Genomic DNA, 19055 nt, shown 5'->3' with positions numbered 1-19055 from the left:
CGGCGGCGCAGGCCAACCAAGATTTCGCTATGTGCATATGCCTATCAGGCCAAGGCCGGCGGGTGTGGGAGTTTGGTATGTGTTTTCGTCCAGTAAAAAACATGATTACAGCGCGGTTTTATCCCCGCGGCATGTGGACGGATCTGTGGAAAACTCCCCGGGTAACCCGGCAAAGCCGCGCCAGCATTGGCTTGCGACGCAATGCTTAAAAAAAAGGCAGTTGGGTAGGTCAAGCCTTACAACCCCGATTTTGGGGACGCTGCGGGGACCCACTACGGGGTTTCACCTAGCCAGTCTGGATTAGGATGGCGCAGCCGCTGTGCGCGGTTGAACCCTATCGCTGCGGCGTCAGCGCGTAAAAGAGAGTTGGATGGAATCCCTGAGCAATGACCAAGCCTGGATGCGCGAAGCCCTGGCCCAGGCGCGCGCGGCGGCCGAGGCCGGCGAAGTGCCCGTGGGCGCGGTGGTGGTCCGTGACGGCATCATTGTGGGCCGGGGTGGCAACGCGCCCGTGGGCTCGCTGGACCCTACGGCCCATGCCGAAATCAATGCCTTGCGCGATGCCGCCCGGCAACTGGGCAATTACCGGCTCGACGACTGCACGCTGTATGTGACGCTGGAGCCCTGCGCCATGTGCAGCGGCGCGGCCCTGCATGCGCGCGTGGCACGCGTGGTCTACGGCGCGGCCGAGCCCAAGACCGGGGCCGCGGGCTCGGTGCTGGACCTGTTCGCCGAGCCGCGGCTGAACCACCACACGCAAATCGTGCGCGGCGTGCTGGCCGATGAGTGCAGCGCGCTGCTGGCGCAGTTCTTCCAGCAGCGGCGCCGCCAGAACCAGGCCGCCGCCAAGGCCGCCCATCCGCTGCGCGACGATGCGCTGCGCACGCCCGATGCGCGCTTTGCCGAGCTGCCCGGCTATCCCTGGGCGCCGCGCTATGCCAGCGACTGGCCCAGCCTGCAAGGCCTGCGCCTGCACTACCTCGACGAAGGTCCGGTGGACGCGCCGCTGACCTGGCTGTGCCTGCATGGCGCGCCCGTCTGGAGTTATTGGTTCCGCCACCAACTGCCGGTATTTCTGGCCGCGGGCCACCGGGTGGTGGCGCCGGATCTGATCGGGTTTGGCAAAAGCGACAAACCCAAGAAGGCGGGGTTTCACTCGCTGGAAACCCACCGGCAGATCCTGCTCGATCTGCTGCAGCAGTGCGACCTGCAGCGTTGCGTGCTGGTGGTGCAGGGTGCAGCGGCCCCGTTGGGCCTGAGCCTGGCGCAGGCCGAGCCCGCGCGTTTTATTGGGGGGCTGCTGCTCGGCACGGGGCCCGCACGCAAGCCGGCGGCTGAAGAGGCGCGTGTCTATGACGCGCCGTTTCCCGACGCGGGCCACCGCGCGGCGCTGCGGGCCGGCGCGGTGACCGGGGGCAGCGCGCAGGAGGCGGCCTGGCTGGGCGCTGCCCGCGATTTCTGGCATGCGGATGGGCCCGGCCAGGCGGGGCCGGGCCGGGCGCTGGCGCTGGCGGATGCGCAGGCATTGGCCTCAGGCCGGCGCGGCTGCGTGCCGCCAGCGGCCTTGCCCGCCTGGGGTCAGTTTGTTCCAGAACCCCGCGCGGACGTGGCCTTGCAGGCTGTGGAATACTTCAGCCCATCCTAGGGGCCTGCGTACGCGCCGCCCCTTGCCCCTGTTTTACCGGAGCAGGCTGCATGGCAGCCTGAATGCCTTGTCTTCGACGCCCTCTACCAAGAAAAACCAGCCATCCGTTGCCAGCGCCCCGGCGGCGACCTGTGATGCCCACGCGGCGGCCGGCTGCACCGATCCCACGCACCACCACGCTCACGCGGATCACGCCCCCGGCCATGCGGACCATGTGCACGACGCCGATGGCGGCTGCTGCGGCCACACGCATGCGCAGGGCCCGCGCCACATCTACATCTACTCGCCGTCGAGCGCCGTGCGCGACAAGCCGGCGTTCAAGCGCGGCATTGCCCGACTCAAGGCCCAGGGCCACGAAGTCGAAGTCGATGCCGATGCACTGGCCGTGCACACGCGTTTCGCGGGGGACGATGCCACGCGCCTGGCCGCCATCCACCGCGCGGCCGCCAGCGGCGCCGACGTGGCGCTGATTTCGCGCGGCGGCTACGGCCTGGGCCGTCTGCTGCCGCAGATCGATTACGCCGCCGTGGCCAAGGCCGTGGAGCGCGGCACGGAGTTTGTCGGTTTCAGCGACTTCACGGCCTTCCAGTGCGCGCTGCTGGCCCGCACGGGCGCGCGCAGCTGGGCCGGCCCGGTGCTCACCGCCGACTTCGGCGCGGCCGACGGCCCGGACGACATCATGCTCGACTGCTTCGAAGACCTGCTGTCGGGCCATGGCGAAGGCAGCGGCTGGCGCATGAACAAGGAAGCGCCGGGCGCCGATGGCGCGCCGGCCGTGCCCGAGATCTATGTGCAGGACGCGACGCTGTGGGGCGGCAACCTGGCCATGCTGGCCTCGCTGGTCGGCACGCCTTATCTGCCCGATGTGGACGGCGGCATCCTGTTCCTCGAGGACGTGGGCGAGCACCCGTTCCGCGTCGAACGCATGCTGACCCAATTGCTTTACGCCGGCGTGCTGGCCAAGCAAAAGGCCGTGGTGCTGGGCCAGTTCACCGAGTACAAGCTGGCCACGCACGACAAGGGCTTCAAGCTGCAAAGCGTGGTGAACTGGCTGCGCACGCAGATCCAGGCGCCCGTGCTCACTAACCTGCCTTTCGGCCATGTGGACACCAAGGTGCTGCTGCCCATGGGCGCCAAGGTGTCGCTGTCGGTGGAAGGGCGCGACGCGCTGATCTACTGGGGCCATACGCATTGATGCCGCCCGAAGATACCCGCATGGCGCGCATCGCCGTGCTGGGCCTGGGGGCCATCGGTGGCGTGGTGGCCGCGGAGCTCGCCGCACTGGGCCGCCATGAGGTGGTGGTCTGCGTGCGCGAGCCGCTGCAGCGGCTGAGCGTGCAGCGGCCCCAGGGCACGCTGGACCTGCCCATGCGGGCACTGACCGATCCGGCCCAGGCCACGCCGGTGGACTGGGTGCTGCTGTGCACCAAGGCACACCAGACGGCTTCGGTGGCGCCCTGGCTGGCCCGGTTGTGCGCTGCCGGAACGCGCGTCGCGGTGCTTCAAAACGGCATAGGCCATGCGCAGCGTGTGGGGCCCTTCATCGGCGATGCGCGGGTCGTGCCGACCATCGTCTACTACAACGGCGAGCGCATGGCGCCTGACCGCATGCGCCTGCGCCCGGCCGGCCAGTACGAAATGGCGGTCGAGGACAGCGCCGATGGCCGGGATTTCACGGCCCTGCTCGACGGCTCGGTCATGCGCCTCCTGCAGACCGACGATCTGGCGACCCTGGCCTGGCGCAAGCTGCTGATCAATGCCGTGGCCAACCCGGTCACGGCCTTGACGCTGCAGCGCCAGGCGGTGTTCCGGCGCGCGGACATCGCAGCCCTGTGCCTGGACATCCTGGAAGAAGCGGCCAGCGTGGGCCGGGCAGATGGTGCCCAGCTCACGGCCGACGAACCGGCGGCCATCATGCGCACGCTGCTGACCTATCCGCCCGACGCCGGCACTTCGATGTATTTCGATCGACTGACCGGGCGCGCGCTGGAAGTCGAAGCACTCACGGGCGCGATCGTCGCGCGGGGGCAGGAACTGGGCGTGCGCACGCCGTTGAACGGTTTGCTGCAGACCCTGCTGCGGGCCGTCAGCGAAAGCGCCGTGGCATAAGCCTGCGCACTGGCTGCGGTCGGCGCCTGGAAGGCGCCCGCGGTCAGGCGCATACTGTGGTGATGTCGTCGCTGTTGTCACACCTGCTGAGAACACCGGGCCTGACCGGCGCGGTCATGCCCTCGTCGCGCTACCTGGCGCTGGAAATGGTCCGGGCCGCGGGCCAGGTGCACCATGTCGTGGAACTGGGCGCGGGCACGGGGCCGGTCACGCGGGAGCTGCGCAAGCGCCTGCCGCTGGCCTCGCTGGTGGCCGTCGAAATACAGCCTGCTCTGGCGCAAACGCTCAGGACCCAATTCGCGGGGCTGGATGTGCGCCAGGACTGCGCGCACGAGGTGCTCAACGGTCTCGACTATTCCGATCCGGCGGCCGTGGTGTCCAGCCTGCCTTTTCGCTCGCTGCCGCAGGACCTGCGCGAGGACACCCAGGCCAGCATCGAGCGCTTTCTGCGCCGGGTGCCTGGCTCGCGGCTGGTCCAGTTCACTTATCTGCCCCAGGCCCCTTTTACGGCCTCGGCGGATTTTCGCTGGCTCAAGGTCTGCGCGGTGTGGCGCAATGCCCCGCCAGCAGGGGTGTGGGTACTGCAAAGCAGGCCCACGGCGTGAGCCCTGCCGTCCAGGCACCTTACTCCAGATAGCGCCCCTGTTCCTTCTTGCGCGCGCGCATGCCGGTGCGCAGGAACAGATGGCTGCCGCCTTGCACGGCCAGGGGCTGGTGGGTGTCGCCGGCCAGGTGGGCGGCTATGCGCTCTTCGAGATGGTCAAGCAGGGACTGCAGCGCCTCGCGTTCAGCCTGCGGCAGCCCTGGGTGCTCCTGCAGAAAGCCTTGCAGGAATGCGCGGGCATCGGCCAGCAGCGCTTCGCGCGTGGTGGCCAGCGAGTGGTAGCTGGTGTCACTTTGGCCCGGAGTTTCTGTGCCCAGCAGATAGCAGCCGATGTAGTCCCCCCGGGTCTGGCCCACGTCAGGGTCGCGGCTGAGTTTTTTGAAGAAGTCGAAAGGCCACATACAGCTTGCGCAAGAAAAGGAATATCTCCGATTGTGGGGCAGGCGGGACTGTGGTGTCATCGCACGCAAGTTACAAACATCTATAAGCCGAACAACAGGAGACAGCAATGGGTCGATGGAGCGGGGCGAAAGCGCTGGGCGGGGGCGCTGCGGCGCTGGTGGGGCTGGCCCTGTTGGCGGGCAGTGCGCTGGCGGTCTATGCCTTGCGCACCCAGGTACAGCTTGACGGGAAGCTGGGCGTGGCGGGCCTGGAGCAGACGGTGCAGGTGCGCCGTGACGCGGCCGATGTGACGCACATCGCGGCCCAGTCGCCGCGGGACCTGTGGCGCGCCGTGGGCTATGTGCATGCGCAGGAGCGCGGCTGGCAGCTGGAGTTCAACCGCCGGGTGATGCACGGCACGCTGTCCGAAGTGCTGGGCCCGGCCACGCTGGAGACCGACAAGCTGATGCGCGCGCTCGACATCCGCGGCGCGGCCCAGCGCCAGTACGCGGGTCTGCCGCCGCAGGCGCGCGAAGCATTGCAGGCCTACAGCAGCGGCATCGCGGCTTTTTATGCACAGCGCTCCCAGGCGCTGACGCCGGAATTCGCACTGCTGGGCGTGACGCCGGGCCGTGAAGGCGGGCAGGACGGCTCGCCCTGGTCGGCCTCGGACAGCGTGGGCTGGGCGCTGATGATGGCGCTGGACCTGGGCGGCAACTGGGGCAACGAGTTCGCGCGCCTGTCGCTGCTGCGCGGCATAGCTACCGAGCGCCTGTGGCAGCTGATGCCGGCTTATCCTGGCGAGCAACCGGCCACGGCCACTGATCTGGCGGCGCTGTACCGCGGGTTGGGCGTCTATGCGCAGGAAGATGCGGTCCCGACCCCTGTCCCGGACCCGGGCCCGGCCGCGCAAGCGCCTGTACAGGGTGGGCAGCGGCTGGCGGCCCTGGTCGATCAGGCGCGCACCGATTGGGCCCAGGCCCTGGCCCAGGAGGCGGGCAGCAATGACGGCAAAGGCAGCAACAACTGGGTCGTGGCCGGGCGACGCAGCGCCAGCGGCAAGCCCTTGCTGGCCAACGATCCGCACCTGGGGCTGAGTGCGCCGGCCATCTGGTACTACGCGCACCTGCAGGCGCCGGGCATCCGGGCGACGGGCATCCGGGCGCCGGGCCACCGGACGTCGGGCGCCATCGATGCCATAGGCGCGACCCTGCCCGGTCTGCCGTTCGTGGTGCTGGGCCGCACGGCGCGCGTGGCCTGGGGCTTTACCAATACCGGCCCCGACGTGCAAGACCTGTACCTGGAACAAATCCATCCGCAGGACCCCACGCTGTACCGCACGCCGGACGGCTGGGCGCCGTTTGCGCTGCGCGAGGAAGTCATTCGCGTCAAAGGCCAGGCGGACCTGCATCTGCGCCTGCGTGCCACGCGCCACGGCCCGGTGCTCAGCGACGTCCAGGCCAGTCACGGCCAACTGCTGGACCTGCGCAAATACGTGTTGGCGCTGCGCTGGAGCGCGCTCGATGCCGACAACCAGACGGTCTTGGCCGGCCTGCTGGCCAACCAGGCGCAGACCCTGCCCGAAATGCTGCAGGCCTTCAGCCACTACCACTCGCCCATGCAAAGCATTGTGGTGGCCGATGTGGACGGCAACATCGGCTTCAAGGCCGCGGGCCGGGTGCCGCTGCGGGGCGCCGACAACGACTTGCGCGGCGTGGCGCCGGCCCCGGGTTGGCTGGCGCGCTACGACTGGCAGGGCTGGCTGCCCTATGCGCAGACGCCGCAGGATGACGGCCAGGCCCGCGGCTGGATTGCCACCGCCAACCAGCGCGTGTCGGCGCCGGGCTATGCGCACTTTCTGACCCAGGACTGGGTCTTGCCTTACCGCTACGAGCGCATTGCGCAACTGCTCGAAGCCCGGCCGCTGCACGATATGGACAGCATGGCCGCCATCCAGAGCGATGTGACCTCGCTGGCCACGCTGCGCCTGCTGCCCGCGCTGCGCGACGCCGCGCAGCAGACGCGGCACCCGCAAGCGGCGCAGGTGCGGCAGTTGCTGCAGGACTTTGACGGCCGCATGGACGCGCAGCAGCCGGCGCCGCTGATTTTTGCCGCCTGGGCCGATGAGCTGGCGCGCGCGGTGATCGTGCCGCGCATAGGCGAGCAGCGCTTTGCCGCGACTTACGGCAAGCGCGATTTTCGCGCCGCCGTCGAAGGCATTCTGGCGCGCGATGATGCCTGGTGGTGCGCGCCCCTGGATTGCACGCAGCAGTCAGCGCAGGCCCTGACGCGCGCGCTCGATCGCCTGCAGGCGGCCTACGGCGCCCAGCCCGCGCGGTGGCGCTGGGGACTGGCCCATTCCGCGGTGAGCAGCCACCGGCCGTTCGGCAACGTGGCCGCGCTGGCCCGGTTTTTCGACGTGCGCGTGCCTTCGCCCGGCGACGGCTACACGGTCAACGTGGGCCAGTACAACGCGGGCGACGTCAAGGGTGGGGCCTTCGCGAGCCGGCATGCACCGTCGATGCGCGGGCTGTACGACCTGGCCGATCTGGAGAATTCGCGCTTCATTTTTCAGACCGGGCAAAGCGGCAATGTGTTTTCGCCGCGCTATGCCGACATGCGCCAGGCCTGGGCCGCGGGCCAGTACCGGCCTTTGCAGCGCGCGCCGGCGCGCTGGCAGCACCAGCTGGTGCTGGAGCCCGCGCCTTGAGATATCTGTTCTCGCGCTTGGGCAAGCTCCAGGGGACAGAGGGCTTGTGCCGCATTTTTAACGGCATGCCGTTGTCATGGGCAGGGGCCGGGTCTCGGCCCGGCGGCCGAGGTACTTTTCTTTGCTTCGCCAAAGAAAAGTACCCAAAAGAAAGGCGACCCTGGTTCCTGCGTCCCTTCGCTGGCGCTCAGGGCAACCTGCCGTGCTCGGTCGCGGGCTGCACCGCGGAACTCGCTGCGCGCCTGCGGCTAGGCGCCTCCGACGCTCCGCTCGAACAACCGCGGTGAGTCAGATCACGAAGCCTTCGTGTCCTTCGGCACTTCGGCCAGCCCGCGCCCTGCGCGCGGCAGGCGCATCCACAAGGGTTGGGGAGCGGGATAGCTTCTTTGGGGCGTGAATGAAGTGAGTCTCGTCAAAGAAGGTGTTTCGGAATCCCTCACAAAGGCTTGACTGCCCTGTCTTGCTCAGGGAATGCTTGTCCTCAGCCAGGCATTCGCTTGCTGGATGCTTTCCTGGCGGTCATCGCCGGCCAGGGACTGCAGGCGCAGCTGGGCCAGCAGGTAGCGGTAGCGGGCCTGGGCCAGGTCGCGCAAGGCCGTGGTTTTTTGCTGTTCGGCCTGGAGCACGTCCAGCGTGGTGCGGCTGCCGGCCTGGAGGGACTTCTGGTTGGACAGCAGCGCCTGCTGCGCCGAACGCACGGCCTGCTCCAGGGCGCGGATGCGCAGCACGCCTTCGGCCATGGAGCGAAACTCCTGGTGCACGCGCACGCCCAGCTCGCGCCGCGCGCTTTCCAGGGCTTCGCCTGCCCGCTCCTGCGAGGCCAGGGCCTGGCGCACCTGGGAATTCACCGCGCCACCGGAATACAGGGGAATGCTCAGCTGCAGTCCCAGGGTTTTTTGCGCGTAGCGCGTATTCACGCTGGTGACGTTGTCGCTGTGGCTGCGCGACACGCTCGCCACCGCATCCAGGGTGGGCTGGTGTCCGGCCTCGGCCTTGCTCACTTCCAGGCGCGCGGCTTCGCCTTGGGCGCGCAGTGCCTGCAGTTCGGGGCTGGCGTGCTCGGCCCGCGCGATCCAGTCGTCCATGCGCGGCTGCGGGGGCTGGGGCGCAAAGCGCGCCACGTCCAGCGGGGCCAGGCTTGCGGCGCTCAGGCCCGTGAGCACTTCCAGGCGGCGCTCGGTGAATTCCACGTGCTGCTGCACTTCCAGTTCCTGGGCCAGGGTCAGGTCCAGCCGGGCCTGGGCTTCGTCGATGTCGGTGCTGGTGCCGGCGCCGACCGCGAAGCTTTTGCGCGCGGCGTCGAGCAGGGATATGTGACTGGCTTTCTGGGCCTGCAGCAGGGCCACCTGGTCGCGCGCCAGCAAGGCGTCGAAGTAGGCTTCGCCCACGCGCACGACCAGCGCCTGTTCGTCGCGTTCGAGCAGGGCATTGGCGTCCTCGACCTGGGCCTGGGCCTGCAGGACCTGGGCGCCGAGGGCGGGCCGGTACAGGGGCAGGCGCAGGTTCAGGCTCTGGTTGTCGCTGTAGTAATCGTTGTGGAAACGCCGGGAACGGCCCGTGGACTCGGCGGTGGTGCTGGTCAGGTCGTTGTAGTTGCGCGCAGCGCTCAGGCTGATCTGCGGCAAGCGTTGCGCGCGTGCCTGGGGCAGGCGTTCGTGCGCCGCGGCCGTGCTCGCGCGGGCGGCCCGGATGGTGGCGTCGTGGGTGAGCGCGGCGGCATAGGCCTGGCGCAGGTCCAGGGCCCAGGCGGGCGCGGCGACGAGGAGGGCGAGGGGGAGCAGGCAAAGGGCATTTCGGCGCCACAGGGCGGGAATCAGGCGGGGCACGGCATCACTCCTCGGTCATGGATGCAGCGATCCGCTTGGTCAAGGGGTGCAGCAGGTAGGTCAGCAGCGAGCGCTCGCCCGTCTTGAACACCACTTCGACCGGCATGCCCGGTTGCAACTGGCGCTTGCCCAGGCGCTGCAGGCCTTCGGGCGTGACTTCCACGCGTGCCAAGTAATGGGCGGCCTGGGTCAGCGGATCGGCCAGCAGGTCGGACGATATCGACTGCACCTTGCCCTGCACCACCAACTGGGGCGAATGGGCAAACGACGAGAAGCGCACATCCACGGGCAGGCCCTGCTGCACGCGGTCGATCAGGTGGGGCGCGACCTGGGCTTCGAGCAGCAGGGGCGCGTCGCCCGGCACGATGTCCATGAGCTTTTGACCGGGCTGGACCACGCCGCCGACGGTTTGCGTCAGCAGGCCCAGCACCTGGCCGTCCGCGGGCGAGCGGATTTCCAGGCGGGCCAGCTCTTCGGCCACGGCCGTGAATTTATCGCGCTCGGCGAGCACGTCCCGCTCCACTTCCGCCAACTGGGTCTGCACTTCCTGGCGCTGTTGCTGCATGCGAGACAGCGCGCGCTGGCGCAGTTCGGTAATGCTGCGTTGGGCGCGTATGGTGTTGCCTTGCAGGTCGGCGATGGCGGTGGCCTGGTCGGCGATCATGCGTTCGAGTTCGTGCTGCTTGTTGCGCGGTGCATAGCCTTCGCTGACCAGTCCGCGCAGTTGCTGCAGCTCCTCGAGCAGCGAAGCGCGCTGGCCTTGGCGGCTTTGCAGCATGGCGCCATAGGCCTGCAGCATGCCTTGCTGGCCCTGGATGCTCTCCTCTATGGATTGCCGGTCCGCGCGCAGCAGATGGCGGCGCGTCAGGATCAGCTGCTCCTGGGTTTGTATCTGCTGGTGGATCAGCTGGTCGGACGCGGCCGCCTGCAAGTCGCTGTGCACATCCATGTCGGGTGCACCCGATTGCTCGGCTATCAAGCGCCCCTGCATGGCGCGCAGGCCCAGATAGCGCTGGCGCACGGATTCATAGCTGGCCTGGGTCATCGCCGCGTCCAGCCGCATCAGCAACTGGCCTTGCCGGACCTGGTCGCCTTCGCGCACCAGCACTTCCCGGACGATGCCGCCGGACAGGTGCTGCACGGTCTTGCGTTTGGTGTCTATGGCCACCGCTCCCTGGCTGGGCACGCCTTCGTCCAGCGGCGCCAGGGCGGCCCACAGCAGAAATCCGCCAAAGCCCAGGCCCAGGGCCCACAGGCCTATGCGCCCGGCCCGGCCGCCATCGTCGCGGTGGGCCGGAGTGCCGGGGCTGGCATCGCTTGCAATGGCAGCCGGGGAGGACATGTCAGGTCGTAAGGTGAGGGCCATGGTGTTACTCGTTCATTCAATTCAGTCGGTGGGGGAGAGGCGGGGCCTCAGGTCGTCAAGGGCCGCGGGCCGCTGGGTGCCGGGCGCAGCGCCGCCAGCACGGCGTCGCGTTCGCCTTCGTGCTCGACGGCGCCGTGTCGCAGCGTGATCAGGCGGTCGGCGACGGCCAGGATGCCGGGGCGGTGGGTGACCAGCACCACGGTGCTGCCGCCGGCCTTGAGATCGCGCACGGCCTGCACCAGCGCGGCTTCGCCGGTGTCGTCCAGGTTGGCGTTGGGCTCGTCCAGCACCACCAGCCTGGGCTGGCCGTAGACCGCCCGCGCCAGGGCGACGCGCTGGCGCTGGCCGCCCGAAAGCAGCCCGCCGGCCTCGCCTATGGGCGTGTCGTAGCCTTTGGGGTAACGCAAAATCATTTCGTGCAGGCCGGTGCTGCGGGTCGCGGCAATGACTTTTTCGGCGTCGACGGCGCCGAAGCGGGCAATGTTTTCGGCGATCGTTCCGTCGAACAGTTCGATGTCCTGGGGCAGGTAGCCCAGATGGGGGCCGAGGGTGCCGCGGTCCCAGGCGTCCAGCGGCCGGCCGTCGAGCAGCACGTCGCCGCTCACTGGCGGCCAGACGCCGATCATGCAGCGCGCCAGCGTCGACTTGCCCGAGCTCGAGGGGCCCAGGATGACCGTCACGGAGCCCGGCTGCAGCTGCAGGTTGATGTCCTGCAGCAGCGGCTGTTCGCGGCCGGGCGCGTGGGCGCTGACATTGCGCAGCGCCAACGCGCCTGCTGGCGCATCCCGGTGCAGACGGGGGGCGGCAGCGGGGAAGCCGCGCAGCAGGCTTTCGATGCGGCCGAATGCGGCACGCGCCGAGATGAAGCCGCGCCAGCTGCCGACCAACTGGTCGATGGGGGCCAGCGTGCGCGTCATCAGCACATTGGCGGCAATCATTTCGCCGGGCGAAAGCTGGCCGTCGATCACCAGCAAGGCGCCGGCCGCCAGTCCCAGGGATTGCTGCGAATAACGGATGAATTTGCTCCAGGCCGTGATGCGGTGGGTCAGGGCCTGTGCCTCGCCCTGCAAGCCCAGCGCTTCGCGGTGCCGGCGGGCCCAGTGCGGGCGCAGGTGGTGCACCATGCCCATGGGTTCCAGTACTTCGGCATTGCGCAGCTTGCTTTGCAGATAGTTGCCGGCCTGGGAAGCGGCCAGGCTCGCGGCTTCGGACGGCGCCACGGACTTGCGGTGACCGAACCAGGCCAGCGCCGCTTGCGCCAGCGCAAAGCACAGGGCGACTGCGCCCAGGAAGGGGTGCAGGCCGAACAGCACGGCCAGGTAAATCGGAGTCCACGGCGCATCGAACAGCGCAAAAATTCCCTGGCCCGTGAGGAATTGCCGCAGCTGCAGCAAATCGCCAAAGGCGCGCGTTGCGCCCTGTTCCTGGCGGCTGATCTGGGCGGCGAAACTGGCCTGGAAAATCCGTGAACCCAGCAGCCTGTCCAGCCGCACGCCGGTACTCACCAGGACCTGGGAGCGCATCCATTCGGCAAAGGCCATCACCATGAACAGGAACAGGGTGATCAACGACACCAGCAGCAGCGTCAGCTCGCTTTGGCTGATCATGACGCGGTCGAAGACCTGCAGCATGTACAGCGTGGGGGCCAGCAGCAGCACATTGGCCAGCATGCTGAACAGGCCGACCATGACAAATTCACGGCGAAACGACCACAGCGCCTGTGTCAACTCGCTGCGTTGGAAGAAAGCATGGGGGGTCATGAAGTAGAGCTTTCGTGAAATGCAGGACGGCTCAGGCCGCCTGCGGCTGCGGTGCGGGCAGCGCCGCGGCCTGCTGCGCCGCCTGGGTCAGCGTCGCCATCACTTCGGCGCGCGGGCCGAAGGCCTGCTGGCGGCCGTCGCGCAGCACCAGCATCTTGTGGGCCACGCCCAGCACGCTGGTGCGGTGGGTGATGACCACGAACGTCGTTCCCCGGGTGCTGGCGTCCCGGATTGCCTGGGACAGAGCTGCATCGCCTGCGTCATCCAGGCTGGAATTGGGCTCGTCGAGCACGACCAGCACCGGATCGCCATACAGCGCGCGTGCCAGGGCCATGCGCTGGCGTTGGCCACCGGAAAGCCTGGCACCGTCCTCGCCCAGGGGGCTGTCGTAGCCCCCGGGCAGGCCCAGAATGAAGGCATGCAGTCCCACGGCGCGCGCCGCGGCTTCGACCTTGGCCGGCTCCACCGGGCCAAAGCGGGCAATGTTCTCGGCCACCGTGCCTTCCAGCAGTTCCACGCCCTGGGGCAGATAGCCCAGATGGGGGCCCAGCTCCTGCTTGTCCCAGGCGTGGATGTCCGCGCCGTCGAGGCGTACCTTGCCGGACGATGCCGGCCACAGGCCTACCAGCAGGCGCGCCAGGCAGGTCTTGCCGCTGGCCGAGGGGCCGACCACGGCCAGCACTTCGCCGGGCTCCAGCTGCAGTGCAATGCCGCGCAGAATGGGCGACTGCGTTCCAGGTGCGCTGGCCATCAGCTGCTCGACCTGCAGCCGTCCCAGGGGTGCGGGCAAGGCCATGCCGGGGCTGCGTGCGGGCACGGCTTGCAGCAGCTGCCGCAGGCGAGCCCAGGCATCGCGCACATTGACCACGCTTTGCCATTGCGACACCATTTGCACCAGCGGCGCCAGCATGCGCCCGCCCAGGATGGAGGCAATGATCATCATTCCACCGCCGCCGTTGAGCTGGTTGTGCAGCAGCAACCAGCAGCCCAGGCCCAGCAGCAGCGAACCCAGGATGTTCTGCAGCAGCTTGCCCAGTGCCTGGAAGCCGCCCGCGCTCCTGGAGGCCTGGGCCTGCAGGGACAGAAAAGTCTGCTGCAAGTCCTGCCAGCGGGCCTGCATGTCGTGCAGCATGCCCATGCCTTCGACGACTTCGGCGTTGCGCAAGCTGCCCTGGGCGTACTGCTGGGCTTCCATGGCCGAGCGGTTGGCCTGCATCAGCGGTGGCTTGGTGCGTCGCTCGTTGCACCAGGCGACCGTGACCTGCAGCAGGGCAAACACCACGGCCGACCAGCCCAGCACCGGGCTGATGAGAAACAGCAGCACCATCATCACCAAGGCGATCGGCGCTTCCATCAAGGCCAGCAGCGCCGGCGAAAACAGGAAGTCGCGGACCACGCGGAAGTCGTTCAAAGGCTGGGCGTTGCCGCCCGCGATGCGTTGGGCCCTGGCGGCAAAGATGGCGTTGAAAACGCGTTCACCCAGTTGCGCGTCGAGCGCAGCGCTGGCGCCACGCATGATTTCGCTGCGCGCCCATTCCAGCACTTCCATCAGCGCATAGGCGCCGAGCACGGCCACGGTGAGCATCAGCAGGGTGAAGTGGTTGCGGCTGTTCACGACCCGGTCGTACACCTCCAGCATGTAGACCGAGGGTGCGAGCACCAGCAGACCGGCCAGCAGGCTGAACCAGGCGGCGCGCAAGAAATACGGCTTCAGCGGGGTCAGGGCTGCGCGCAGTTCGCAGCGAGACGCGGGCGTGGTCATTGCGATCCACCGGGCTTGGGCATGCCTGGACGGGCATGGACATTCCGCGCAGGCATTGCCGTGGCATGGTGTGCGGCGAAGGCGGTCAGGTGCAATGACGCTGTAGCGCCCCGAGCGGACGGATCCACGGGATGGCAGCTGGGAAACTGGTTCAGGGAAAGCATAAATATTTTGTGTATCAAAAAATTATTTTGGGTAGTTTTTGGCTATGTTCTGGGCAAAAGACTCCCACTCCAGACTTTGCATGCGCTCAGGACAAAGCGCGGCACCGGCTGGGCAGATGCTTCATGTCCAGGGAGGTGTGTCGAATGACCCTGCGCGATCAGGTGGGCCGCCTGATGGCAGTGCCGGTCGCTCGGTGTTTATGTCACCGCCGGGCGGCGAAAGTTCCAAGATGGTCGGGGCAGCGGCGCCATGCAGCGGCCCCGCTATACAGCGGCCCCGCCGTGCGGCGGGTAGGGCGGGAGGCGCAGGTCTGCGCCCCGTGTGTCAGGCGGTCAGGAAATCCTCGATCAGCCGGGCCACGGCCTCGGGCTGGTCGTGGTGCAGCATGTGGCCCGCATCGTCGACCCGCGCCGTGCGGCAGTCGCGCACATGGGTCAGCCGCTCGTGGTATTGCGCCAGCGTGTAGCGCTCTTTCCACCATTGGCCCAGGCTGTCGTCGCTGGCTTCGACGGCCAGCGTCGGCGCCGTGATGGCCGCATAAAGGGCCAGCATTTCATCGAGGCGGAACAGCTGCGGGCTGGTGACCTTGTGCGCTGCGTCGCCCAGGATGTGCCAGCGTCCGTCGGCGTCGGGCGCGGCCCAGTGGCGGGCCAGCCAGTCGGCCCGGTCCTGGCTCAGGCGGCGGTTGGTCTTGCGCAGCCGCTGGGCCACGCCGTCCACGCTGTCATAGCTTTTGAGATCCAGGGCGCCGCTGGCCAGCTGGCGCGTTTCGTCCATCCATTGGGCATAGCGGCCCGGCGCCGAGCTGGGCTGGGTGGCCGGCATGCCGAAGCCTTCGAGGTTGACCAGGCGCCGGATGCGTGCCGGGCGCGCGCCCGCATACATCATGGCCAGATTGCCGCCCATGCTGTGGCCCACCAGATCGACCGGCTGACCGGGCGCGCAATGCTCCAGCAGGGCGTCGAGGTCGGCCAGATGGTCGACGAACAGATAGTGGTCCGCGGGTGTGCTCGGCCGGCTTTCGCCAAAGCCGCGCCAGTCGGCCGCGATGACGGACCGGCCCTGCATGAAGGCATCGCTCAGCGCATCGACGACAAACTGGTAGGACGCGGCCACGTCCATCCAGCCATGGGCCAGCACCAGCGGCGGCAGGGCGCTGTCGGTGGATGCAGGGCCCCAGCGGCGCACATGCATGCGCAGGCCGCGCACGGCAAGGTATTCGGATCGGCTGGGGCGTTGGGCGGTATACATGGGCCGCGATTATGGCGGGCGGCCGCGGCGCCCGCAGTCGTGGCAGGGACAGCGTGGGGGCCTTTTTCCTCGCTGGGGCCGCAGCATTCCGTAAACTGGCAGGCATTGCCAGACAGCCACGGAGATTGCATGCACAAGGTTCAATTAGGTCAAAGCGATTTACAGGTCACGCCCATCTGCCTGGGCACGATGACGTTCGGCGAGCAGGTGGGGGAGGCCCAGGCCCATGCCATCCTGGACCGCGCGGTCGAGCTCGGCGTCACGTTCTGGGACACGGCCGAAATGTATTCCGTGCCCGCGCGTGCCGAGACGTATGGCGCGACGGAAACCATTCTGGGCCGCTGGTTCGCCAAGCACCCGGGCATGCGCGAGAAGATCGTGCTGGCCAGCAAGGTGGCCGGTCCTTCGCGCGGCATGCCCTGGGTGCGCGCGGGCCAGGGCATGACCGCTGCCGACATCGTCGCCTCCTGCGAGGGCAGTCTGCGCCGGCTGCAGACCGATGTCATCGACCTGTACCAAATCCACTGGCCCGAGCGCCATGTGCCGGCTTTCGGCACCCTTTATTACGACCCGGCCAAGGAGACCACGCAGACGCCCATCCGCGAGCAGCTCGAAGCGCTGGTCGGCCTGGTGCGCCAGGGCAAGATCCGCCAGATCGGCCTGTCGAATGAAACGCCTTGGGGCGTGCACGAATTCGTGCGCCTGGCCGAAGCCCATGGTCTGCCCCGGGTGGTCAGTACCCAGAACCCCTATTGCCTGCTCAACCGCAGCTTCGAGAACGCGCTCGACGAGACCTGCCACCGCCTGGGGGTGTCGCTGCTGGCCTACTCGCCGCTGGGCGTGGGCCTGCTCAGCGGCAAGTACGATGCCAGCGGCACCACCGGGCCGGATGCGCCCCAGGGCACGCGGATGGCGTTCGAATCGGTGCGCAAGCAGCGCTGGGGCCGGCCCGAGGCGCTGGTCGCCGCGCGCCGCTACAACCAGCTCGCGCGCGACCATGGCCTGACGCCGACGCAGATGGCGCTGGCGTTCTGCTATGGCAAGTGGCAGGTGACCAGCACCATCATCGGCGTGACTTCGCTGGCCCAGCTCGAGGAAGACTGCGCGGTCTGGGGCACGCAGTTGCCCAAGGCCGTGCTGGCGGAAATCAACCAGCTGCGCTGGGAAATGGGGGATCCCGGCCAATGAGCAAGAAATCCGCCAAGAGCGCCCATGTGAGCGAGACGCCCGCCACGCAGATGTTGCGCGCGCAGGGCGTGGCGTTCACCGAGCATCCTTATGAATATGTCGAGCACGGCGGCACTTCGCACAGCGCGGCCAGTCTGGGGCTGGACGAGCATTGCGTGGTCAAGACGCTGGTCATGCAGGACCAGGACGCCAAGCCGCTGATCGTGCTGATGCACGGCGACTGCAAGGTCTCGACCAAGAACCTGGCGCGCCAGATCGGTGCCAAGTCGGTCGAGCCCTGCAAGCCCGACGTGGCCAACCGCCACAGCGGCTATCTGCTGGGCGGCACTTCGCCGTTCGGCACGCGCCGCCAGATGCCGGTCTACATAGAGCAAAGCATTCTGGAGCTGCCGCGCATCGCCATCAACGGCGGGCGGCGGGGCTTTCTGGTGCAAATCGATCCACGGGTATGTCTGGATCTGCTGCAAGCGCAGCCAGTGCAGTGCGCGCTGGCAGAATAGAGCCGTCGCGGCGCCAGTGTGGGCGCTCGCCTGCTTTTTTTTGCCATATCGGCCCGGATGGGCCAAGGAATTGAATTGAACGCGTTTTACCCTTTCCTGGCCACCGTGGCCGCCTATCTGATCGGCTCCCTGTCGTTTGCCGTGATCGTCAGCCGCGTGATGGGTTTGCACGACCCGCGCACCTACGGCAGCGGCAACCCTGGCGCGACCAATGTGCTACGTTCAGGTAGCAAGCCGGCCGCCATTGCCACCCTGCTGCTCGATGCCCTCAAGGGCTGGCTGCCCGTGATGCTGGTGCAGTGGTTCGGCCAGCCCTACGGACTGGGCGACGGCACGCTGGCCGCCGTCGGTCTGGCGGCCTTCCTGGGCCATCTCTATCCGGTGTTCTTCCGCTTTCAGGGCGGCAAGGGCGTGGCCACGGCGCTGGGCGTGCTGCTGGGCATCAGCGGCTGGCTGGGCCTGGCAACGGCGCTGACCTGGGTCATCGTGGCCTTCTTTTTCCGCTATTCCTCGCTGGCTTCGCTGGTCTCGGCCGTGTTCGCGCCGGTGTACTACGTGCTGTGCGGCGGCATCCTCTGGTACACGGAAGCGCCGGTCACGGCCGCCATCGTGGTCATGGGCCTGCTGCTGATCTGGCGCCACCGCGAGAACATCCAGCGCCTGGTGGCCGGCAAGGAGTCGCGCCTGGGCAAGAAGAAACCCGTGGCGGGCACTCCCGTGGCGGGCAAACCCGAGGCCGACAAGCCCGCGACGGGCAAGCACGCGGGCAAGCACAAGGGCCACTGAGCGGATTCAGTGCGCGGGGCTGGAGCGGCCCACGTAGACGCCCAGCAGCGCCAGGGTCTGGGGCGCGATGTGCTGGGTCAGGGCCGAACGCGCCAGCGCCGCCTGGATGCGCGGCCCGCTGCGCGCGGTGTCGTGCAGGGCCGGTGTCGTGTAGGGCCGGCCTCCCGCCTTGAGCACGCGGGCGACCAAGGGGTGGTGGGCCTGGCTGCTGCGCCGCAAGACCACGGCGATGTCGCCATTGTCCAGTCGCACCAGCGTGCCCGGCGGGCACAGCCCCACGGTGCGCACCAGCGCATAGCCCACTTCATCCTGTGCGGCGATCTCGCTGCCGACAATCGCGCGCACCGAATCGGTGGCGCTGCGCCCGCTGCGCGACTTGCGCGGGCTGATCATGGCCGCATAGCGGTCGATGCTGGCCAGAATCCGCGCCAGTCGCTCGGATGGCGCCAGCTGGCCCAGCGGCGCTGCGGCCGGCGGCGGCGCGTGGTGGCTGGCCACGATTTCCAGCCACAGCGGGTCTTCGACAAACAGCCGCACCAGCAGCGCCTGGCTTTCCAGCGGATGGCGCAGGATCTGCGCCTGCTGGGCGCTGCTCGGCGGTTCGCGCTGCAGGGCCAGCTGGTCCTGCAGCTGCGTCATGGCGATGTTCATGGTGAAGGCCGCGCCCACCAGGGCCTGACGCTCGTGGGCCGGCAGGTCAAGCTCCTGGGCCAGGACCTGGCACAGCGTGGCCGAGACCAGGGCATGCGAGGCGCTGTAGCCGACCGTGGAGTCGGCCGCGAGCTGGAACATCAGGAACAGGGCGGCGTCGCTGTCCTGGGCCACCAGGTCCTGCAGCCAGCGGTCGAGCTGGCGCAGCTTGGTCGAAAAATTGGGCACTTGCAGCGGCGCGGACAGCAGCAGCGCCAGGGCGGTTTCCAGATCGGCCCACAGGCCCCGCAGGTCCTCGTATTTCTCGTCGGCAGTGCGCGCGGCTGCGGCGGGAGCGAAGGACATGTGAAA

At 68.3% G+C, this 19055-nt stretch carries 15 protein-coding genes; 8 read left to right on the top strand and 7 right to left on the bottom strand.

Annotated elements, in window-relative coordinates; all coding sequences use genetic code 11:
- Nucleotides 1–370: 370 nt before the first annotated feature.
- From tadA to N0K08_RS00150, 4 genes are all read left to right on the top strand, one after another.
- Nucleotides 371–1645 carry a tRNA adenosine(34) deaminase TadA gene (gene tadA, locus N0K08_RS00165; protein WP_261497980.1) on the top strand — a complete coding sequence of 425 codons (1275 nt, stop codon included), beginning with the start codon at nucleotides 371–373 and terminating at the stop codon, nucleotides 1643–1645.
- Nucleotides 1646–1859: 214 nt separating this feature from the next.
- Complete coding sequence (locus N0K08_RS00160; protein WP_261498453.1) at nucleotides 1860–2840, top strand: LD-carboxypeptidase; 981 nt, start codon at nucleotides 1860–1862, stop codon at nucleotides 2838–2840.
- Nucleotides 2841–2860: 20 nt separating this feature from the next.
- On the top strand, nucleotides 2861–3754 hold the full coding sequence (locus N0K08_RS00155) for a 2-dehydropantoate 2-reductase (RefSeq protein WP_261497979.1): 894 nt from the start codon (nucleotides 2861–2863) through the stop codon (nucleotides 3752–3754).
- 62 nt (nucleotides 3755–3816) lie between these two features.
- Nucleotides 3817–4359, top strand: coding sequence for a class I SAM-dependent methyltransferase (locus N0K08_RS00150; RefSeq protein WP_261497978.1), 543 nt, complete (start codon nucleotides 3817–3819; stop codon nucleotides 4357–4359).
- 19 nt (nucleotides 4360–4378) lie between these two features.
- Here N0K08_RS00150 and N0K08_RS00145 read toward each other — a convergent pair whose 3' ends face one another.
- Nucleotides 4379–4759 (bottom strand): hypothetical protein, encoded by a 381-nt coding sequence (locus N0K08_RS00145; RefSeq protein WP_261497977.1) that lies wholly within the window; start codon nucleotides 4757–4759, stop codon nucleotides 4379–4381.
- 107 nt (nucleotides 4760–4866) lie between these two features.
- On the opposite strand from N0K08_RS00145, the gene N0K08_RS00140 reads away from it, so the two are divergent.
- Entirely contained in the window at nucleotides 4867–7449 is a 2583-nt protein-coding gene (locus N0K08_RS00140) for a penicillin acylase family protein (protein ID WP_261497976.1), read from the top strand.
- A gap of 464 nt (nucleotides 7450–7913) precedes the next feature.
- On the opposite strand, the gene N0K08_RS00135 is transcribed toward N0K08_RS00140, so the two are convergent.
- From N0K08_RS00135 to N0K08_RS00115, 5 genes are all read right to left on the bottom strand, one after another.
- Nucleotides 7914–9275, bottom strand: coding sequence for a TolC family outer membrane protein (locus N0K08_RS00135; RefSeq protein WP_261497975.1), 1362 nt, complete (start codon nucleotides 9273–9275; stop codon nucleotides 7914–7916).
- A gap of 4 nt (nucleotides 9276–9279) precedes the next feature.
- On the bottom strand, nucleotides 9280–10617 hold the full coding sequence (locus N0K08_RS00130) for an HlyD family type I secretion periplasmic adaptor subunit (RefSeq protein WP_261497974.1): 1338 nt from the start codon (nucleotides 10615–10617) through the stop codon (nucleotides 9280–9282).
- Nucleotides 10618–10688: 71 nt separating this feature from the next.
- Nucleotides 10689–12401, bottom strand: a complete 1713-nt coding sequence (locus N0K08_RS00125) for a type I secretion system permease/ATPase (RefSeq protein ID WP_261497973.1) — start codon at nucleotides 12399–12401, stop codon at nucleotides 10689–10691.
- 31 nt (nucleotides 12402–12432) lie between these two features.
- A complete protein-coding gene (locus tag N0K08_RS00120) occupies nucleotides 12433–14163 on the bottom strand; it encodes a type I secretion system permease/ATPase (protein WP_261497972.1) in 1731 nt (576 codons plus the stop codon).
- A gap of 489 nt (nucleotides 14164–14652) precedes the next feature.
- Complete coding sequence (locus N0K08_RS00115) at nucleotides 14653–15579, bottom strand: alpha/beta fold hydrolase (protein ID WP_261497971.1); 927 nt, start codon at nucleotides 15577–15579, stop codon at nucleotides 14653–14655.
- Nucleotides 15580–15708: 129 nt separating this feature from the next.
- Here N0K08_RS00115 and N0K08_RS00110 point away from each other — a divergent pair, with 129 nt between their 5' ends.
- From N0K08_RS00110 to plsY, 3 genes are all read left to right on the top strand, one after another.
- Nucleotides 15709–16767, top strand: a complete 1059-nt coding sequence (locus N0K08_RS00110) for an aldo/keto reductase (protein ID WP_261497970.1) — start codon at nucleotides 15709–15711, stop codon at nucleotides 16765–16767.
- Nucleotides 16764–17267, top strand: a complete 504-nt coding sequence (ybaK, locus tag N0K08_RS00105; protein WP_261497969.1) for a Cys-tRNA(Pro) deacylase — start codon at nucleotides 16764–16766, stop codon at nucleotides 17265–17267. The genes N0K08_RS00110 and ybaK overlap by 4 nt, the downstream gene beginning before the upstream one ends.
- 75 nt (nucleotides 17268–17342) lie before the next feature.
- On the top strand, nucleotides 17343–18053 hold the full coding sequence (gene plsY, locus N0K08_RS00100; RefSeq protein WP_261497968.1) for a glycerol-3-phosphate 1-O-acyltransferase PlsY: 711 nt from the start codon (nucleotides 17343–17345) through the stop codon (nucleotides 18051–18053).
- Between the two features lie 6 nt (nucleotides 18054–18059).
- On the opposite strand, the gene N0K08_RS00095 is transcribed toward plsY, so the two are convergent.
- Nucleotides 18060–19049: an HD-GYP domain-containing protein gene (locus N0K08_RS00095; protein ID WP_261497967.1), complete on the bottom strand. Its 990-nt coding sequence runs from the start codon at nucleotides 19047–19049 to the stop codon at nucleotides 18060–18062.
- Nucleotides 19050–19055 lie beyond the last annotated feature (6 nt).

The organism is Acidovorax bellezanensis (genome assembly GCF_025421555.1).
GTDB lineage: Bacteria > Pseudomonadota > Gammaproteobacteria > Burkholderiales > Burkholderiaceae_C > Comamonas > Comamonas bellezanensis.
The sequence above is the reverse complement of the archived record's forward strand: the minus strand, read 5'-3'. Positions and strand labels throughout refer to the sequence as shown.